This window comes from Pseudomonas sp. A-R-19, assembly GCF_019956575.1.
GTDB lineage: Bacteria > Pseudomonadota > Gammaproteobacteria > Pseudomonadales > Pseudomonadaceae > Aquipseudomonas.
The window spans coordinates 69,879-89,022 of sequence record NZ_JAHBDR010000126.1 but is presented as its reverse complement, the minus strand read 5'-3'; the positions used below and the strand labels follow the sequence as shown (position 1 = coordinate 89,022).

Sequence of the window (19,144 nt, the reverse complement as noted above, 5' to 3'; positions counted from 1 at the left end):
TTTGCGCTCAATGGTTCCAAAAGGCGATGAGGGACAGTGAGAAATGTTTGAAAGGAATGGCGGACACGGCACCGTCGACGGCGATCCATTGCTCGGCGCCGTCTAAAGGGTATTGGTGATGAACGAGCTGCGGGTTAACTGACGATCGAAACCTCAAGGCTTCGCTGGTATTCCAGTTCGTCCCTGGCTTCTTTTTCGGTTTTTTGCCGTCCGACGACATCAAGATGATTACGCAGGAAAGCTGCAGCCGCTTCGCGTTGGCCACTTTCGATGAGATCCAGAAGATGGATGTGTTCTTTACACTGGTTGATCAACCGAGGCCGATCCACGTTGGCCTTGTAGGCCATGAATCGACGCAACTGGTTTTGTCTGCGAATGGCCTCAAGAAAGAACGCATTGCCCGAGCACCGGACTATCAGTTCATGCAATTGAGCGCCAATCTGAAACAGCTGCGATCGCGACAGCTTGAAAATGTCACCGTCGAGCAATTGTTGCTGAGCCTCCCGAGCTTTGGCAAAGGCAACCTTGTCGACCTCATAACCGGGTTCGAGTACCGCCGCAGGTTCGATTGCCATGCGAAACCGGTAACTCTGGATATGAGCCTTGGAGTCATGCAGGAAGCTGTTGATCTCCCAGCCTTGCCCAGGCTTGCGCTCAACCATTGCTTCGTTGGCCAGGCGGCTCAAGACCTTCAACAGTTGTCCCCGAGGCACCTCGTACTTACGCATCAATTCGGCTTCGAAAAATGTGGTGGGGATATCACCGCGAAGCACGTCGTCGACCACACGCAGGTAAAAGTCTTCAAAAGGGTCGACTTCCAACGGCAACTTGCCACTGTCGATACCGCGTGCATCAGCCGTCAGGAAATACCCACGATTGGGCTCCTTGATGGCCAGTCCAAGCTCGGCGAGCAGTGCAAATCCACGCCTTATCGGCGAGCGGGAAACGCCCAGTTCCTTGGCGAACGACTCCTCGCGCAGCGGATCACCGGCGCGCATGGATCTGGCTCGAGCCATATCAATGATCTTGGGCGCCAGTTGCTCCGCAAGGTCTTTCTTGATCTTGGGCTTCATTTTGGACATATCGCCCGTCAATGGTTGTTCAAGAGTCGGTTCTGCTGAATTCATGGAAACCAGTAATCAGAGGAGGATGGAGTCAATGCACAGGCATGGGGTTAATCCATGACGCCACATTCCGGGGCCTTGCAGAAAAATAACACACCTGATGTACATCAACACGCTACGGCGATGCAGTGCTCGCAGCGTCTACTCAATCCCATCCTTACGCCAGGGGAATCTCATGACTGCACCGCTTATCTATCTGATCCATGCCACACCTGTTTCCATTGCGCCGATCAGTGAAGCATTCGCGCGACTTTGGCCTGAGGCCAGACTGGCCAACCTGTTGGAGGACTCGTTGTCCCGCGATCTAGCGGATGCTGGCGAACTCACCCCGGCACTGAATGAACGCTTTTTTAAACTCGCTACCTACGCAGCAGAATCAGGCGCAGATGCCATTTTGTTCACTTGCTCGGCATTTGGCGACGCCATTGACCGGTGCAAGCATGCGCTCGATATACCGGTGCTCAAACCGAACGAAGCCATGATCGAAGAGGCGCTGCGAAGCACCGAAAAACTGGCTCTCTTAGCAACTTTTCAGCCGGCTATTACATCGATGGTCGAGGAATTTGAGCAACATGCACGCGAGCAAGGCCGGCAGATCGAATTGGCGACGTATGTCTGCGACAACGCTTTCGAGGAACTGCGCAGCGGCAATCAAGACGGCCATGATCAACTTATTGCAGAGCGGGCTCGCGACATAACGGGCAGTGAACTGCTGTGCTTCGCGCAATTTTCCATGACCAGCGCCGCTCGACAGGCCAGTCTGTCCAGCGGACTCAAGGTACTGACAACACCTGACAGTGCAGTCTTGAAACTTCGGCGTCTTTTGCAAGCTTGAGGCTGGCGCAAACATCACGAAAACAGGAGAAGCAACATGATCAAGTTGAATGCACACATCGGCTATCAGTTTACCGAACTGCCCTTTCTCGAGCGATTCTCGGCAGCATCCAACGCTGGATTTCGTGCAGTCGAGTTTCCATCTCCGTATGAGTACGAAGCAACGAAACTGGCCGCACTGCTGGATAAGCATCAACTGGAAATGGTGCAGTTCGCCGCACCATCTGGCGCCACAAAAGGCACTACAGGCATTTGCAGTTCGAAGCAGACCTTCCTGTCAGAAGTGAACGTCGCCGTTCAATACGCAAAAATCCTCGACTGCAAAATGGTGCATCTGATGTCGGGTGCATCCACTGAGGATCTAGCAGTGATCAGCGATTCTGGTACCTATCGACGCAACCTGAAGTACGGGGCGGAAGCACTCGTCGATCAAGGCATTGTCCCTGTGATCGAGATCATCAGTTCACAGGAGGTTCCAGGCTACCTGATGAGTGATTTCGGCCTTGCCCAACAAATGCTCGAAGCTATTCCCGAGCTAGGCCTGATCCTGGACACCTACCACACACAGGTTCTTGGGGAGGACTGCTTGCTAAAAGTTGATCAGTTACTACCGTGGACCAAACACATTCAGGTCGCTGACTTTCCCGGGAGAAATGAGCCTGGCACTGGGCGCATCGATTTTCAGGCGTTACTACATGTTCTAGAGAGCCGAGCCTACACGGGCTGGATTGGTTGCGAATATCGACCGCAAACCAGCACTTTCGACGGTATCGAGGGCCTGTTTAACCTGATGCGAGTGGTTAATCCGGAAATCAACCGTTCGTAAGAAAGCATTTATTTTTGCTCGAATTGTACTACGTTAGCTTGCAAAACAATTTCCAGTGAGGTCTATTAAGCGCCAGTGGCCCATGAAAGCCGCCCGTAATACTCCCCACAAGAAAACACAGCAGGAGTTAACGCATGAGCAAAAAGATCGCATTCGTGACCGCTGGCATGGGAACACTGGGCACCGCCGTTTGCCAACGCTTGGCGAAAGACGGGTTCACCGTGGTGGCGGGCTGTGGCCCGGATTCGCCACTTAAAGACGTATGGCTGGCCCAGCAAAAAGAGCTTGGTTTTTCCTTTATCGCCTCTGAAGGCAATGTCGCCGATTGGGACTCCTGCTGCCGCGCCTTCGATGAAATCAAGAAAAACGTCGGCCCCATCGATGTCTTGATCAACAATGCCGGCACTGCCAGGAATGTGATTTTTCACAATATGCAGCCCAGCGATTGGGTAGCGGTCATCGATACCAATCTCAATTCACTGTTCAACGTGACCAAGCAGGTCATCGATGGCATGGCTGAGCGAGGCTGGGGCCGAGTGATCAATATATCCTCAGTCAACGCCCAGTTAGGCCAAGTGGGTCAGGTCAATTATTCAACCGCCAAATCTGCGATCCGCGGATTTACCCGTGCCTTGGCGCGTGAAGTCGGCCCGCGCGGCGTCACCGTCAATACTGTATCGCCGGGCTACATCGCCACGGCGAAGCTCAAGTCCATCACCACCGCCGACAGCATGGACCGCATCATTGACGACATCCCTTCCCGTCGTCTGGGTACTCCTGAAGAGATTGCTTCGATGTGTGCCTGGCTTGCCTCGAACGACGCCGGATACGCCAATGGTGCTGACTTCTCTCTGAACGGCGGCCTGCACATGAGCTGACGCTCATGATGTATGGGTAGTTTTGCGAGTTACTCCAGATCTGATTCCTGCGGGAACCTTGATGCGTTTTGAACGCAGATCCCATAAAAACAATTGTACTTTACGTCAAGGTGATACAAATGCTTTCACTACTCGGCTACGGAATGATCGTGACCTTCATGGCGCTGATCATGACCAAGCGCTTGTCGCCCTTGGTTGCAATGACCACAGTCCCGATCATATTCGCGGTCTTGGCAGGTTTTGGCCCAGAGATGGGCGATATGATGATCGAAGGACTGCGCAAGGTAGCGCCGACCGCGATCATGGTGATGTTCGCGATCCTCTACTTTGGCGTGATGTTCGATACCGGTCTATTCGATCCGATCATTAAAAAATTCATTAAGTTGATCAATGGCGACCCTATGAAGGCCGTTGTTTTTGCAACGTTGCTCGCGGGAATGGTATCGCTGGACGGTGACGGCTCAACGACTTACATGATTACCATTACCGCGATGCTCCCATTGTTCAAGCGCTTGCGTCTTGACCCGTTGTGCCTGACCTGCGTAGTCATCCTGGCGGCGAGCGTGACCAACCTGCTGCCATGGGGCGGCCCGCTGGCACGCGCGGCGGCATCTTTGCAGGTTGATACCTCCGACCTTTTCCTGCCATTGATTCCCGTCATGGTGGTCGCCTTTTTGGGTGTCATGGCACTGGCTTATTTCATCGGCATTCGGGAGCGTCAGCGTCTGGGCACCCTGCGACTCTCGGTCGGTGCTGCCGCCACAGTTTTCGATGATGACAATGAAGAAGGCCTGCCCTCGATGTCCGAGGAAAATGCCGAGCTGCGTCGTCCAAAGCTGTTCTGGTTGAATGCCGGTCTGACTATTGCCTTGATGACTGGCTTGGTGATCGAAGTACTGCCGCTTTCCATTCTGTTCATGGTGGCATTCTCCATCGCATTGGTGATCAACTATCCGCACATGCATGATCAACGTCGCCGGATTTCCGCTCACGCCCCAACAGCCTTGAACCAGATCGCGATCTTTCTTGCCGCCGGCATCCTGGCAGGCATCCTGTCCGGAACTGGCATGGTGAACGCAATGTCCGCGAGCTTTTTGGCAATGCTGCCGGAGACTTGGGGGCCATACATGGCGCCGATCACTGCGCTGGCGAGCATTCCCGGCACATTCTTTATGTCCAATGACGCGTTCTACTACGGCGTGCTGCCGGTACTTGCAAAAGCTGCCGCGGTCTATGGCATCTCCCCGGCAGAAATCGGGCGCGCTTCGCTAGTCGGCCAACCTGTCCACTTGCTCAGCCCTCTCGTGGCTTCAACTTACCTGCTATGCGGCCTGGCAGGCGTGGAGTTCAGTGACCACCAGAAGTACACCATTAAATGGGCGTTCGCCCTGAGCTTCCTGCTCCTGGGTGTGTGCCTTCTCCTGGGCTTGTTCCCTCTAGCGGCAGGCATTTAATTCGACCAATGCCGCAGCGGGCTTGGAAAAAATCCCGGATACAGGAATGTGTTCGGGATTACTGCTGACAGTCCCAAAACCCGAACTCGAAACCTGATGGCAAAACTTTCACTCGATCGGCGCGACTTGCGCCTGTACCTCGCCAATTTTTAACGCTCGATCGGGCGTCCTTCGATTGATCCTCAACTGATGAATGATCAGCCGCTTTTGTGAACAGCAACTGTAGAGTGCTCGACGTTTCGCAGGCAACAATTGGATGGTTGCCCCTGGCTAAGAAAGCGCCTTGGGGACTGTCTATCGAAGCAGCCGGTTACCTTGTCTCTGCTCAATGTTCTTGCTTGATGAAAGCCTATTGACCACAAAAGGTATGGCGGATCCGGGTGAATTCTGTCGGATTGCACGCAGCCAACGAATTGTAGAAACCAACGCGGTTCACTTGGTAGTTGCCTTTCGAACGAAGCGAAGCTAGCGACTCTGCCATTTTGAGAGCCAGGTTATTAGGGTTGAGAATAGCGGCGTTGCGCTGGTGGCCCGCAGCGATCAACTTCTCGTAATTGGCCGCAACAATAGTACAGCCCAGAATAGCCGCCTCCGCTCGTTGAGCTACCATGGCAAGCTCCATTGCCTTGACCGCATCCAAAGCAAAGCCTTCTGGGTCGGTGGACATCTCGGGTACGTACCATCCGACACAAGAAACCTCACGGCACGCCTTGTCCTGACTGTAGACGCTCACCATATCGCGCATGTAGGGCACCGCGCGGTGATCATCCGTCACCAAAATATAGTTGTGCCCGTAATAAGGTGCCATGTGCATGCTCGCCTCCGTGGGGCCGACCACCGGAATATTCACGAGCTGCCGTGCGACCCGCACACCTGGGTCATAGCAGCACCCTATGATGACCGCGTCAAACCCGTCTTTTTCGGCTTGCATCACGGCTTCGAATACCTGCGTTTCGTTGAGATGTTTGTTGTACATGTCCTCCATGCCTTCAGGCGTCCCTTTCAAGCTTGAAACAACCAGCTCAGTATCGCTGTGTGCAAACGGCGTCAATGTCTCTGCAATCAAGGAGTCATAGAGGTCGGTGCCCCAAGGATTCAAGTACTTGATTCGAACTGTCATACGTTCACTCCTGCCAAGCGCCGGTTAACCTGATACGGTTGACCGGCGAACAATTCCGAGATTGGAAGATTAGGGTTGTAAAAGGTCAATTGATCGACCTGGGCCTACTTGAGGGTAGAGTCGACGCGCCACCGATGCGTCATCCCCAGCCAAGTCAAACTTGTTGACGACCGATGGACTGATACACACGGCCTTTGCTTTTCTTCAAGTAAAGGGCGTAAAGAATGCCCAGCAGCAGACTGCCGAAAATGACCGCGAGCAATATCATCGCCACCGTTGCATTGCCCGTGAGTAAATCAAGGTTCACAGAAGCCAGACAGGCCGTGATCATCAAGGCAACAAAGCTGACCAGTGGGGCGACAAAGGATTTGAGGCGGCTCACTTGCAGCTTCTTGCGTTGAAAGAAAACAATCACCGCGAGCGAAGTCAGAATCTGCAAGATCATGAGCGCGTAACCTCCCACCCCCACCAAAGCACCGTAACCCGAGTAAGGCTCCACGCCTTCGTAGGCCAACAGCGCCAGCGCAGTAGCGGCGATGAAAGTGACCATCAACGAAGCTTTGTGTGGAGAACCATGACGAGGATGAACCGAGCCGAATACGCGTGGCAACGTACCGTCAACGCTCAAGCAATACAGGTATCGCGAAAGGATGTTGTGCAGGGCGAGCATGCAGGCAAACACACTCGACCCCAACAGCAGGTTAACCGCATCAAGACCAATCGTACCGAGGTATTGGCCGATGGAATCGAGGGTGGCATTGGATGGATCGGCAGTCGCTTTGGCCAGGGCGGCGTCGACTCCATAGGAGGTAATAAAAAAATAAGCAGCCGAGGAGAAGGTCAACGTCATGATTACTACAGCAAGATAGGTGGCCCTGGGCACGGATTTATCGGGATCTTTGCATTCCTCCCTGAAAATTGCCGTGGCTTCAAACCCTGCGAAGCTGGACATCCCAAATAAAATAGCAAGACCGATGGAGCCGGAGGTGATGGCACTGGGTGTCAGCCAACTGGTTCTCAGATGCGCACCGCTTTGTGAAGACCCCACTGACAATTCCCAGGCCGCCACCAGAATGATTTCGCCCACCAATGCCAGCATGAGAATCCTGGCCGAAAACGTGATTCGCAAATACCCCAAGGCAGCGACCACAGCGGCCAGAAGGAACGACCACTGCCACCATTGAAGCAGGGAGCTGCCGAAGAATTGTTTGGTCAGCGAAACAAAGACGACACCCGCATAGAGGGTGATACCCAGCAGCATGAAGAAATAGGCAAGCAGTGCCATGAATGCACTGCCCAATCCCGCAGGACGCCCCAAACCGGCGCTGATATACGCATAGAAGGCCCCGGCGTTGGGTACATGGCGGGCCATCGTGGTGAAGCCTACAGAAAACAGTAACATCAGGGCCCCGGCGAGCAAAAAGGTCACCGGCACTCCTGCGCCATTTCCCAATGAGACGATTAATGGAATAAACCCGGTAACCACCGTCAGCGGTGCGTTGTACGCTAATACAGTAAAAACTATATCAAGCGTTCCTAGATTCCCAGAAAGCGTCTTTTTGTCGGATCCACTACTGGGATGGGCAGGTACCGATTTATTGTTAATTTCATCTTGCCTGACGACTGAGTTCATATTTCACCCTGCATCGAGTATGCGATTATTTTGGCAGCGGCGGAACTTCGACGCGGATGGCCATTCATTAAGAAATGACAATAACGACAGTCAACCGTATTTAACCGCTGCCCCTTGGCAGAGTGGCTCTCTAAAAGTTATTCATCTGTTTCCCACCCCAGCGTTTTTATTGTATTTAGTGCCTGCCGAGCCGAGTTGAAAACACACCCGCCTGGCGCAGGTATGATCGATTACTGTTGATGACATTCGCTGATTACGCTTTTACTTGCCGAGGCAAGTCAGATGCCCTGAACGTGACTGTCCGTCCCTGATCACTGATTGAATCGTGGGGGCCGCTTTTCCAAAAACGCCGAAACACCTTCAATGGCATCTGCACTGGCATTAAGAATAGAAAGTTGTTGATTCTCGATTTTCATGCCGTCACTGAGCGATAGATCGGAGGCGCGCACCGCCTCAATGATTGCACCGATAGCAGTGCGGCTAAACTGTGTAATCTGGGTCAGGAAATTCACCCCGTCGTCGTTCCCATTGTCGACTAATCGGGTGATCAACCCCATCGTCATGGCTTCTTGCGCCTCGACCATTCTCGCAGTCAACATCAAGTCCAATGCACGGGCTTGCCCCACCAGCTTGGGCAATCGCTGGGTGCCGCCGGCACCCGGCAACAATCCCAGTTTTATTTCCGGAAAAGAAAACCTGGCCTTATGCGTGGCCACTCGGAAGGTGCAAGCCAGTGCAAGTTCCAGTCCGCCCCCCATGGCCAATCCATCAATTACCGCCAACGTCGGAATGTTTAAGGAAGATATCGTCATTAAGGCGGACTGCCTGAAACGTGCCACCTCCAATGCCTGGGCAGGCGAATATTTGGATAATTCGCTTATATCAGCGCCCACGCTGAATGCACGGTCACCGGCCGCTGTGAACATCAGCCCCCTGATACTTGAATCATTGGCGACACGCCGGGACAGTTCGGCAAATTCGCCGAACGTGGCAACGTCCAGTGCATTGAGCTTGTCGGCTCGATCAAAATGGATGATTCCGATTGCGTCTAACGTTCTGAAAGAAACTGACATCTGGAGGCTCCGCTATGGGGTGTCACCGAGTCTTTCGACAGACCCGGTGGGGTTGAATCAGCCCGCTGAATTGGTCACGCCGTCGCCGGCAACCCCTCAGCCTGATCCCAAAGCTTGCGCAACTGCGCCTTATCGACTTTACCGGTCTTGCCCAATGGTAATTCCGGGCAAAAAGTAATCGCTGCTGGAACTTTGAACTTGGCCAGCTCCTTTTCAGCGTGGGTAATCACAGAGGCTTCACTAAGCTCTGAGCCGGCACGTCTAACCACGTAAGCCACAGGCACTTCCCCATAGGTCTTGTCGGGTACGCCGAGCACCGCCGCCGCCACCACCTCCGGGTGACGCAACAGCGTATTTTCCACCTCGACCGGGGAAATATTGGCGCCTCCCCTGATAATAATTTCCTTGAGGCGCCCGGTGATGAACACATAGCCGCGCTCATCGATATAGCCGAGGTCGCCTGTTTTGAACCAGCCGTTGGTGAAGGCCAGCTGGGTCAAGTCAGGATCCTTGTGATATCGAGTCAATGTTGAAGGCGCCTGAGCCAGAAGCTCCCCCTCCTCTCCCGGTGCGCAGGACTGTCCCTGAGGGCCAACCACCGAAATATTCGCACCGGGTGCGATCCTGCCGACGGCGCCGGACGGAAACGGCACCGCATCCGAGGCATACTTGCCAATCAAGGGATAGCACTCGGTCATGCCGTAATAATTCTGCAGCGGTTTCTGGAAACGCCGAGCAAAACGATTTAGCAGTTCATCGGGCATGGGCGCCCCAGAACAGATCAAGGCCCGAACACCGGAAAGGTCGTAGTCCTTGCCCTGCTGCTCCGAATATTCGAGCATCATGGAGAACATTGTCGGCACGCCGTTATAAATGGTGGCTTGGTGCTCGATGAATGCGTCCAGTACTTCTGCCGGATGAAAGCGCCGGTTGATCACAACTTTCATGCCTGCCAGCAAACCCACGGTCGTGGCGGTCGACAGCCCGAGCAGGAACCCCAGCGGCGCGGCGACTACTGTGGTGTCCTTATCAGACAGGCCCCACAGTTCGATCAATGACAGTGCAGCGTTCAACGTCGCGCGATGGCTGATCGCAACCGCTTTAGGATTACCCGTAGACCCCGATGTGTAGGCGATGACAACATCCGAATCAGCGTCCACATCCACGTCGCGAGGAAGGCTGGCAGGTTCAGACGATACCTCAGGGATACAAAGCGTCTCCAACTGCACACTCGGCACATCCAGATCCATGCTGGCTGCGGCCGCATCGTCCCGGAACAAGTACTTCGCCTCGCAGTGGTTCAACACATAAGTAACCTCAAGCGCTGTCAGATTGAAATTAAGGGGCACGAAAACTATCCCGAGCTTCGCTGCCGCATAAAAGAAAATCACAAACTCAGGCCGGTTCTGACTGAACGCAGCAATCGTCTGGCCACCGCGCAGCCCCAATCCGTGAAGGTATTCAGCGACACTGTCCACACGGCGCATCAGCTCGGCGTAGGTTATCGACTCGCCTTCATAGATCAACGCGATCGAATCTGGTCGAGCCATGGCTGATTGAGAGAGCGCACCGTAGAGTGTTGGGGCGGTAAAAGGCTGTTCAGACATGTTCTTACTTCCTGTTCCGGTGTCAGACGCTGGTAATTTAACGTGGCAGCAGGCAAGAAATGACAAGCATGAATCTGGTTAAGCAGACTCACGACATCAGTTGAAAAAGGTAACCACTTCTTCGAGCGGCGCACGCGGCGTTCTGAAACTATTGACCCGGTGGTCTCCATCCGGCCACCCGAACGCGATCCCATATACGACATGATCGTCGCCGGGCAATCCAAGTTGCTCGCGAATCACATCTGCTCGCTGGGCGATGGAGGCCTGCGGCACCGTGGCTACGCCAAGCGATTGAGCCGCCAAGAGAAATGAAGCCATATAAGCTCCGCAATCCAAGGCACCGCGGGTTCCCAGCGACTCATGGGACGTCACAATGGCGAGGTACGGAGCGCCAAAAAAACGAAAGTTTTCCATGGCCTGCTGATAGGAGGCTGCACGGTCGCCGCGCTCGATGCCGAGCGTGCTGTACAGCGACCACCCACAAACACGGCGACGCTCCTGGAATACCCCTGTGTATTGGGGAATTGGCGGTATGTCGGGGGCCATCGGCACCCCAGCCATCGAGCGCTCGTACATGGCGACACGCAGCCTTTCCAGACGCTCGCCGCTCACGATTGCAACTTTCCACGGCTGAATGTTGCAGTCGGAAGGAGAGCGTTGAGCGATAGCCAGTATCCTTTCGATGAGGGCACGGGGAATCTGTTTCTGGAGGAAAGCTCGGCAAGAATAACGATCCTTGACCAGTTGCTCGAAGTGGCTAGGTGAGAACTCGTTGCTCTCGGACACAAGCGAAACATTCATCACTACAACCCTCTGGCACCTGCGTGCACGACTCTAGAGGCAACCCCACTTGTCGAGGCGCGCGGCGGTACTGCCGATGATGCATGAAATCCGGAACGACATCCCATGCGCTTTTGCCGCAGCCAAATCATGGTCGCGCTGGCAGGCCGTCTTTCTCATGAAAAGTTTCACAGATCGTTCAGCATCAAGGAACAACTACAAACTTTCCTACATGACTACGCTTAACTAGCTCAGCTTGAGCGTCTGGCAATTCATGAAGACTGAAACTTTTCGCCAAGATAGGCTTAAGCCGTCCCTGTTCAATATACGTGAGGACACTGGCGAAAGTTTCTGGAGTTGGACAGGTAATACCATACATCTCCAGGTCTTTATAAATGAGGTCTCGTAAATCAAATGGCTGAATAGGTCCGGCGATCGCCCCTGCGGTTGCGTATCGACCACCACGGGTAAGCTTCTTCAAAATTTCGCCGAATAGCGGGCCGCCTACGACATCCACGAAGACATCGATACCCTTGCTTCCAACGATTGCTTCAATTTTTGCACCGACACTTCCATCATCCCGTGCGATGAAATGGCGCGCACCCAAATCCAGAAGCTGTTGCTCTTTGTCCTTGCCAGCAATGGCGATCACCACCGCACCACGAATGAGTGCAAGCTGAATAAGCGCAGTACCGACGCCACCTGCTGCGCCAGTAATGACTACCACCTCATCTTTGGCCAATCGCACACGCACGAGCATCTCTTCAGCGGTGTCGTAGGAGGTTGGGAAAGTCGCGAGTTCCGCATCACTCAACGTCGAATTTATCTGATAGGCATTCGGGCCAGGTACTGCAACATATTCTGCGAAACCACCGTCTCGGTCACCGCCCAAATATTCAACGAGTTGTGCACGCAAAGGGAGTGAAAAATCTCGTACTTGGGGATCAACGATGACGCGCTGTCCCACGCGCCCTGAATCCTCAGCAGAAGAAACTGCGACAATTGATCCGACAACAGCGGCGCCTTGTATGCGAGGAAACAGTACGGATTTCTGGTTCCAGGAATTGGCGGCATCCGGACGCTCATTAGAGGAGTGCTTGTCACTGCCTTTCAAGCCGACGTCTTCTGACAGCGAGGTGTTGACGTCGCGATCATACCAACCTGACCTGAGATTGATGTCAGTGTTGTTCATGCCACACGCGCCGACTTTGATCAGTACTTCGCCAGCCTTGAGCTCAGGCACCGGAATGTCCTCGCGATGCACCAGCTTCTCCACTCCGCCATAACCTGTCAGATGCACACCACGCATTGTTTTGGATTCGCTCGCTGTTCCGGCCTGCAAAGAAGTCATTCCACACACCTGTAATCTGTTCGAAAGAATGGCCTACCGCCCGTATGCACGGCTAGACCCAATATACCCTTCGGTCTATATTTATACCGCTGAGTCAGTATGGCGTGATGGAGCGCCTTGTCAATAGCCGGGAGCAGCAGAAATCTCCCAATGACTCCTCCCATTTTCCTCCCGATTGTTTCTCCCTCTTGATTTGCAATATCCAGGCAGGGATACTTACATACCTGACAGTCTTAATAATTGACCGTAAGGTACTCTGCTTTCGAACCCTGTGCACACGCCAAGGCGGCTGACATGGCGGATCGACAAGCTTCTCTTCACCGTGCATACGGCCACACTCCAGAGTGTCGTGCGCCCCACGTTTCAGAGGGAAGAAATGGACACAACCAAAAAGTTTTATATCAATGGTGAGTGGGTTGACCCTGCCGTGCCGCAGTTCAGGGACCTGGTTAATCCCGCTACGGAGGACAACTGCGGTCGAATTGCCATGGGATCTGCCGAGGACGTTGATAAGGCAGTGAACGCTGCGCAAGCTGCTTTGGCATCGTACTCCGCCCAGCCAATGTCCTACCGTCTCGACCTCTTGAAGCGGCTGAAAGAGAAGCTGCAGTCCAAAACTGATGAATTGGCAGAGGCGATAACTAAGACAATTGGCGCTCCCACCGGCTTCTCCCGAGATGTCCAGGTAGGTGGCGCGCTGGCGAATTTTGAAGCGATGCTCACCATTGCAGAGTCTTACCAGACCGTTTCCAAGGTCGGCACCACTGTTATCCGAAAGGAACCAATCGGTGTCGTGGGGCTGATCACGCCATGGAACTATCCCTTGAATCAGATCGTATTCAAGGTCGTGCCTGCGCTTGCCGCCGGTTGCACCGTCGTACTCAAACCCAGTGAAGTCACTCCTCTGGACGCTATCCTGTTCGCCGAAGCAGTAGCAGAAGTAGGATTTCCGGCTGGCGTATTCAACTTAGTGAATGGTGATGGGCTTAGCGTCGGAGAGGCGATCTCTCGGCATCCGAAGATCCGTATGGTCTCGTTTACAGGTTCCACTCGAGCGGGCGTGCAAATCGCTAAAGCTGCAGCCGATACCGTAAAACGGGTAACTCAAGAGCTCGGTGGGAAATCCGCCAATATCATTCTGGACGATGCGGATCTGGAGAGTGCCGTAACCGTTGGCGTTCAAGTCTGTTTTGCCAACAGTGGCCAAACATGCGATGCACCTACACTTATGATGGTGCCGGCGTCCCAGCTTGAAAAAGCGAAGATCATTGCCGGAGCCGCTGCTAACGCGCATCAGGTCGGCGATCCATTGGCTCACACCACCAATTTGGGCCCCGTGTCCAACGTCAACCAGTTCGAGAAAATCCAGAACCTCATTCAGTCGGGTATCGATCAAGGCGCCCAACTTGTTGCAGGTGGTACAGGTCGGCCTGATAGCCTGACTCGGGGCTTTTATGTCAAACCAACCGTATTCGCCGTAGAACATCAGGATTATGAAATTATCCGTGAGGAAATCTTCGGCCCTGTGCTGGTCATAATTCCCTACACGGATGTCGAGCATGCTATTAATATGGCGAATTCAGGCGTTTACGGCTTGGCAGGCTATGTCGTTTCCTCCAACTTGGACCGCGCCCGCGCGGTCGCTGAGAAACTCGACGCCGGCATGATATGCATCAACTACCCTGACTGGGACTCCTACGCACCTTTTGGTGGGTACAAACAGTCCGGGAACGGCCGAGAGTCTGGCGTTCTCGGATTCGAAGAATATCTGGAAACCAAATCGATCGTTGGCTACAACTGACAGCTTTGCTCCTTGGGGTTTTCGAACCCCAAGCATTTGCTCAGCGCGTAGCGAAAGGATTGTCCCCTACATGAGACTGATCGTCTTCTCGCCAGTGTTCGCCTACAGGCACTGGCACTATCCCCTTTTGAATGCCGCCAGGTGAAATAATGCCTGTCCTCCTGCCTGCAATTCGTGGCATCGCGGATCAGGTTGCCAAGAATTATACGTTTAAGTTAGCAAGATCTGGCACGCAGGCCTATGTTTTAGCTTCAAGTCATTCGAGCACCCCAAGCATGCAATGACACCAGCGCAGACGCAGCATGTGACGCAGCATGTACTGTCACATGCCGTTAAAATGAGTCGTGTTTTCGTTGATTGCCACTCAAGGCAGTATCAGTTATTACATAAGGCTTCCCTGCCGATAAGTAACTAATGGAACCAGGTGTTGCTCGGTGAATTAACGCTATAACTTTTTGTTGTAGAACGCTGAATTTTAACTGCTAACAGTGAGGCTTCTGAATCTCGGCTCATGACAGTCAGCACAAGCCTTGGCAGCCCTTTTACGCCTCACCCTCGCTGCAGACAGCAGTCACGATCTTGGAAAACGGCAACCCGCCCATCCGATTTTCCTCACCGAAAGCTTATCCCCCCCTAATTAATTGATTTTAAAGAATAAAAAAAACGAAATCAGTGATCAAAATTTCTTGATTTGACTGCACATTCCGGTAATCTGACTGACAGGTATGTTTAACGCACCTCTGAGTACATCGCCTTTCAAAGAATAAGAAACTTGTGGCTGAATTGGTTATGCACTGCCCTCGTTACAAATAAGATCAGAAATATGACCAGGGAAAAATCATGAATATTTCACGTAATCAAAGATACTCGAACGTCAGTCCAATTGGCTCCTGACCCATATCGCTTTGTAGAGCTATGGATAAATTTGACCTTAAAATCAACTTTAAAGGGAATACCAATGGAGCGCTTATCGAAAGCTGCGTTTACCGTGGATACACGTTCAGCCAGTGAAAACAATCGCGATGCGACCAAGACGAAGCTAAGCAAAAAGCTCGGTACGTTAGATATTGTTTTTACTGTTCTGGCCTACAATGCACCGTTGACAGTCATCACTGGCTATATGCCCCTAATGATGGTGGAAGGAAACGGGCTCGGCGTTCCGCTAGCTTTCCTTTCGGCCGCGTGTTTGATCATGCTTTTCGCATTCGGATTTACAGCGATGTCGAAACATGCACCAAACCCGGGGGCATTTTACTCCTATATTACGATAGGCCTGGGCCGCCACTTAGGCCTGGGGAGCGCCTTCGTAGCGATCATGGCCTACTTTTTCATGATGTTTAGTATTTACTGCTACGCGGGAGTTTCTTACACCGCACTGGCCAACAATGTGCTTGGCGTACCACTAATGCCATGGTGGGGATGGTCATTCCTGATCATGGCCCTTGTCGCAGTTCTCGGATACCTGAAGGTCACCCTGTCCGCGGCAGTGCTTTCCTTTGCTCTATTACTGGAAGTGCTACTGGTCATTGCATGGGACGGCACAGTGTTTGCCACTAACGGTGCCAGCACTTTCTCGACAGAATGGTTATCGACCAGCAACTTCACTTCGGGCTCGGTTGGAATTGCGGTACTGCTCGCTGTGGGCTCATTCGCAGGATTCGAAGCGACAGCTATTTTCCGGGAAGAAGCCAAGGACCCGGAAAAGACTATCCCTCGAGCAACATTCCTGGCAGTAGGCATTTTGGCCGCATTATTCATCGTGACTGCCATCGCTTACATCACCGCATATGGCGCTCCGTCCGTAATGTCCGCGACTCAAGCAGATCCTGCCAATGCCATCCTCAACAGTGTCAGACAGTACCTGGGTAATGCAGGCGCTAATGTGATGAATGTACTGCTGTGCTCTAGCATCTTTGCCTGTCTGCTGGCGATTCAGAATATTCTCTCGCGCTATGTGTACTCTCTGGCTTCAGACAGGGTGCTTTTCCGAAAACTCGCGAGTGTGCACCCCAAACATCAATCACCCCATTTTGCATCCCTGCTGGTAACGGCGATTTCTGTAACGGTCATGAGCATTTGCGTTATTTATAATGTAGACCCGTACAAAGGTTATGGTGGATTCGGAGGGGTTGGCGGTTATGCATTGATGTTACTGCAACTGCTTACCGCTGTGTCCATTATCGCTTACTTCGCGAAAGTCAAGCATACGTATAGCTTCTGGAGAGCTTACTTCGCGCCAGGCTTGGCGGCAGTTGGCCTACTTTGCACATCGTGGTTGGCAACAACAAATATGGAGCTTCTTACCGGCGATACCACGTTGGCCTATTCTCTGATGGGCATGGCGTTCGCTCTACTTGCAATAGGTGTCGTGTATGCACATTACCTGAAAAGTGCACGCCCTGATGCTTACCGCCGGATCGGACGCCAGGAGATGTGATGACCCTCGGCCAAAAATAAAGCGGGCAGGAATGCCTCGCCATAGTGACGGCAGGCGGCATGATACTTTGTGCCGCCATGCCATTTTTTAAAGTGGATATTTGATGCAGATTCTGATCGCTTCAACCGGTGCAACATTTGCCGCGGAGCCGGCATTTGATTTGGTTACCTCGGCGGTGCGCGCCGGGTGCTCCGTCGGGCACTCATGTCGACAAGGCATCTGCGGAACGTGCAAAGCCATCATCACCTCAGGTAGTTACAGCATTCAGGGCAGCACAGATATTCAATCCGTGGGGCTGGAGGATCCACCCCAAGAGGTGCTTCTCTGCCAAATATCGCCCCGTTCCGACATCGTGATGTTGCATGAACCACCCAGTGCCGATAAGCCCAGTTATTCAGTACAAATCAAATCCTTGGACCGGCTCGCGGATGATGTCCTCGGCATTCGGCTTCGCATTCTCACCCCCGACTCCTTCAGATTCAAATCCGGCCAATTCATCGGGATACGCTGGATAGCAAAAAGGCTCAAATACTTCTCGATTGCAAATGCTCCGCAAACATCGGCCGCCTATGAAATTGAGCTGCATATCAGGAAAAAGGAAGATGGCGAATTCACTAACTGGTTGTTCGATACAGCCAAGCGTGGTGATATTTTAGGACTTGAAGGGCCCTTTGGGGATTTCGAATGGATCAGCCCCTGTGAACGTCCCGCTATCCTTTTAGCTACTGGAACTGGATTCGCCCCCATCAAGTCGCTGATCGAAACCCATCGCCTCTGGGAACGGACCACCCCAGTATATTTTTACTGGGGTGGTCGCACACTGCCGGATATCTACATGTCCCAACTTGCCGCGCAATGGGGCAAGTTAGGCGCCTCATTTCACTACGCGGAAGTTCTTTCCAAGGCCTGCTCGGAAAACTGGCCAGGCCGACGGGGGCGCCTACCAAAAGCGGTCTTGGAAGATCATCCAGACCTGAGTGGCTTCGATGTATACGCCTGCGGTTCTCCTGAAATGATCGACAGTGCAAGATCCTCATTTATCGAGAAAGGCTCATTATCCGCAGAGCACTTCTTCGCGGATGCCTTCAATGTTGGCCCACCGCCCGGAAAGCTTCCCGCTGTTAGCTTCGAAATTGCATTCAGCGAGAGTTCAGTTCAAGGTCGCATTCAAAGTGAAACCGGGATAACCCTTCTGGAAGCCATTATCAACGCGGGTCTCAAGCTCGATCACTATTGTGGAGGTGGCGCAGTGTGTGCCACTTGTCGGGTGAACATAAGTAAATCAAAAGTTTCAGAACCAGAGGAGGATGAGGCCGATCTCTTGGATTGCCTTACTGACTTGCGATCCGGTGACAGACTGGCTTGCCAGGTGTTGGTCTCCGATCGTTTCGACAACGTTTGCATCCAACTGCCAGGACGGCCTTCGCGTGTTTCTCGTCTAAGGGAGCTTCACCATGACCTTTCCGAATAACGACACTGAAGTTGTCGGCCCACAATTCTCTCAAGACGGCATGCTCGAAGCACGTGACAAAACCATGTCAGCGCTTGATGAGATTGCCCGTCATATTTATCCAGGCATGACCGAACCTGAAGGCGAACGAACGGCTCGCAAGGTGCTGAAAAAGCTCGGGCTGTTACTTGGCTGGCACAAGGTCGTGGTGCGCTTCGGTTGCAACACAGTCTTGGAATATGGCGCGCCTTCGGTGCCTGGTGTAACTCTTCAGCAGAACGATATCATCACGCTGGACATTGGGCCGATTTGGCAAGATTGGGAAGGCGATGGTGGAAACACCTATGTCATCGGAGACGACCCAGAGATGCTTCGGGCAAAGCTTGCCGTAAAGGCGATATGGGACGATGTGCAGGAATACTGGAGGAATACCGGAGTTTCAGGTGACGCACTGTACGATTACGCCGCCCGGAAATCTGACGCTATGGGTTGGGTATTCAACCCGATAATGGCCGGGCATCGTGTGGCTGACTTTCCTCATCAATACCCTGGAAGCTTGAGCGGTCTGGGCACTGTGCCCTCCACTCATCGGTGGATTCTGGAAATTTTGATCCGTCACAAGACGCTTCCATTCGGAGCTTATTATGAAGATCTCCTGGTAACGTAGCGACTTCCGACAGCCAGCACCTGACGCCCGTAGCTGCACGACCTTCCCCTTCTCAGCCCTGAATCCGAGACTTCATGATAAACAACCACACTGACATATTGCCTCGCCG

Annotated in this window: 15 protein-coding genes; 8 read left to right on the top strand and 7 right to left on the bottom strand. The window is 53.1% G+C overall.

Translation table 11 applies throughout. The features are described from left to right. Positions 1-134 precede the first annotated feature (134 nt). Positions 135-1,073 (bottom strand): GntR family transcriptional regulator, encoded by a 939-nt coding sequence (locus tag KGA88_RS31070; RefSeq protein ID WP_223596799.1) that lies wholly within the window; start codon positions 1,071-1,073, stop codon positions 135-137. Between the two features lie 226 nt (positions 1,074-1,299). Here KGA88_RS31070 and KGA88_RS31065 point away from each other — a divergent pair, with 226 nt between their 5' ends. From KGA88_RS31065 to KGA88_RS31050, 4 genes are all read left to right on the top strand, one after another. After that, positions 1,300-1,959, top strand: coding sequence for an aspartate/glutamate racemase family protein (locus tag KGA88_RS31065; RefSeq protein ID WP_223596705.1), 660 nt, complete (start codon positions 1,300-1,302; stop codon positions 1,957-1,959). A 36-nt stretch (positions 1,960-1,995) separates the two neighbouring features. After that, the gene (locus KGA88_RS31060) at positions 1,996-2,784 is read left to right on the top strand and encodes a hydroxypyruvate isomerase family protein (protein ID WP_223596703.1); all 789 of its coding nucleotides are present in this window, start codon (positions 1,996-1,998) and stop codon (positions 2,782-2,784) included. A 134-nt stretch (positions 2,785-2,918) separates the two neighbouring features. Further along, entirely contained in the window at positions 2,919-3,662 is a 744-nt protein-coding gene (phbB, locus tag KGA88_RS31055) for an acetoacetyl-CoA reductase (protein WP_223596701.1), read from the top strand. Positions 3,663-3,781: 119 nt separating this feature from the next. Then, positions 3,782-5,116: a CitMHS family transporter gene (locus KGA88_RS31050; RefSeq protein ID WP_223596699.1), complete on the top strand. Its 1,335-nt coding sequence runs from the start codon at positions 3,782-3,784 to the stop codon at positions 5,114-5,116. Positions 5,117-5,465: 349 nt separating this feature from the next. On the opposite strand, the gene KGA88_RS31045 is transcribed toward KGA88_RS31050, so the two are convergent. From KGA88_RS31045 to KGA88_RS31020, 6 genes are all read right to left on the bottom strand, one after another. Beyond that, the gene (locus tag KGA88_RS31045) at positions 5,466-6,236 is read right to left on the bottom strand and encodes an aspartate/glutamate racemase family protein (RefSeq protein WP_223596697.1); all 771 of its coding nucleotides are present in this window, start codon (positions 6,234-6,236) and stop codon (positions 5,466-5,468) included. A 154-nt stretch (positions 6,237-6,390) separates the two neighbouring features. Then, the gene (locus tag KGA88_RS31040; RefSeq protein WP_223596695.1) at positions 6,391-7,869 is read right to left on the bottom strand and encodes an APC family permease; all 1,479 of its coding nucleotides are present in this window, start codon (positions 7,867-7,869) and stop codon (positions 6,391-6,393) included. A 311-nt stretch (positions 7,870-8,180) separates the two neighbouring features. Beyond that, positions 8,181-8,942, bottom strand: a complete 762-nt coding sequence (locus KGA88_RS31035; protein ID WP_223596693.1) for an enoyl-CoA hydratase/isomerase family protein — start codon at positions 8,940-8,942, stop codon at positions 8,181-8,183. Positions 8,943-9,016: 74 nt separating this feature from the next. Continuing rightward, positions 9,017-10,549, bottom strand: coding sequence for a class I adenylate-forming enzyme family protein (locus tag KGA88_RS31030; RefSeq protein WP_223596691.1), 1,533 nt, complete (start codon positions 10,547-10,549; stop codon positions 9,017-9,019). 96 nt (positions 10,550-10,645) lie between these two features. After that, a complete protein-coding gene (locus KGA88_RS31025; protein WP_223596689.1) occupies positions 10,646-11,350 on the bottom strand; it encodes a nitroreductase in 705 nt (234 codons plus the stop codon). Between the two features lie 184 nt (positions 11,351-11,534). Further along, positions 11,535-12,680 carry an alcohol dehydrogenase family protein gene (locus tag KGA88_RS31020; protein WP_223596687.1) on the bottom strand — a complete coding sequence of 382 codons (1,146 nt, stop codon included), beginning with the start codon at positions 12,678-12,680 and terminating at the stop codon, positions 11,535-11,537. Between the two features lie 376 nt (positions 12,681-13,056). Here KGA88_RS31020 and KGA88_RS31015 point away from each other — a divergent pair, with 376 nt between their 5' ends. The 4 genes from KGA88_RS31015 to KGA88_RS31000 all read left to right on the top strand — a co-directional run bounded on the left by KGA88_RS31015 (position 13,057) and on the right by KGA88_RS31000 (position 19,035). Further along, positions 13,057-14,481 carry an aldehyde dehydrogenase family protein gene (locus KGA88_RS31015; RefSeq protein WP_223596685.1) on the top strand — a complete coding sequence of 475 codons (1,425 nt, stop codon included), beginning with the start codon at positions 13,057-13,059 and terminating at the stop codon, positions 14,479-14,481. Between the two features lie 958 nt (positions 14,482-15,439). Next, positions 15,440-16,918 carry an APC family permease gene (locus tag KGA88_RS31010; protein ID WP_223596675.1) on the top strand — a complete coding sequence of 493 codons (1,479 nt, stop codon included), beginning with the start codon at positions 15,440-15,442 and terminating at the stop codon, positions 16,916-16,918. 103 nt (positions 16,919-17,021) lie between these two features. Beyond that, on the top strand, positions 17,022-18,389 hold the full coding sequence (locus tag KGA88_RS31005) for a 2Fe-2S iron-sulfur cluster-binding protein (protein WP_223596673.1): 1,368 nt from the start codon (positions 17,022-17,024) through the stop codon (positions 18,387-18,389). After that, a complete protein-coding gene (locus KGA88_RS31000) occupies positions 18,373-19,035 on the top strand; it encodes a M24 family metallopeptidase (RefSeq protein WP_223596671.1) in 663 nt (220 codons plus the stop codon). The genes KGA88_RS31005 and KGA88_RS31000 overlap by 17 nt, the downstream gene beginning before the upstream one ends. Positions 19,036-19,144 lie beyond the last annotated feature (109 nt).

Bases quoted from the DNA above. Each gene is read 5' to 3' on its own strand.
- KGA88_RS31015 (WP_223596685.1), top strand. From the start codon at position 13,057: ATGGACACAACCAAAAAGTTTTATATCAATGGTGAGTGGGTTGACCCT.
- KGA88_RS31065 (WP_223596705.1), top strand. From the start codon at position 1,300: ATGACTGCACCGCTTATCTATCTGATCCATGCCACACCTGTTTCCATT.
- KGA88_RS31020 (WP_223596687.1), bottom strand. From the start codon at position 12,680: ATGACTTCTTTGCAGGCCGGAACAGCGAGCGAATCCAAAACAATGCGT.
- phbB (WP_223596701.1), top strand. From the start codon at position 2,919: ATGAGCAAAAAGATCGCATTCGTGACCGCTGGCATGGGAACACTGGGC.
- KGA88_RS31035 (WP_223596693.1), bottom strand. From the start codon at position 8,942: ATGTCAGTTTCTTTCAGAACGTTAGACGCAATCGGAATCATCCATTTT.
- KGA88_RS31000 (WP_223596671.1), top strand. From the start codon at position 18,373: ATGACCTTTCCGAATAACGACACTGAAGTTGTCGGCCCACAATTCTCT.
- KGA88_RS31010 (WP_223596675.1), top strand. From the start codon at position 15,440: ATGGAGCGCTTATCGAAAGCTGCGTTTACCGTGGATACACGTTCAGCC.
- KGA88_RS31070 (WP_223596799.1), bottom strand. From the start codon at position 1,073: ATGAAGCCCAAGATCAAGAAAGACCTTGCGGAGCAACTGGCGCCCAAG.
- KGA88_RS31030 (WP_223596691.1), bottom strand. From the start codon at position 10,549: ATGTCTGAACAGCCTTTTACCGCCCCAACACTCTACGGTGCGCTCTCT.
- KGA88_RS31025 (WP_223596689.1), bottom strand. From the start codon at position 11,350: ATGAATGTTTCGCTTGTGTCCGAGAGCAACGAGTTCTCACCTAGCCAC.
- KGA88_RS31005 (WP_223596673.1), top strand. From the start codon at position 17,022: ATGCAGATTCTGATCGCTTCAACCGGTGCAACATTTGCCGCGGAGCCG.
- KGA88_RS31060 (WP_223596703.1), top strand. From the start codon at position 1,996: ATGATCAAGTTGAATGCACACATCGGCTATCAGTTTACCGAACTGCCC.
- KGA88_RS31050 (WP_223596699.1), top strand. From the start codon at position 3,782: ATGCTTTCACTACTCGGCTACGGAATGATCGTGACCTTCATGGCGCTG.
- KGA88_RS31045 (WP_223596697.1), bottom strand. From the start codon at position 6,236: ATGACAGTTCGAATCAAGTACTTGAATCCTTGGGGCACCGACCTCTAT.
- KGA88_RS31040 (WP_223596695.1), bottom strand. From the start codon at position 7,869: ATGAACTCAGTCGTCAGGCAAGATGAAATTAACAATAAATCGGTACCT.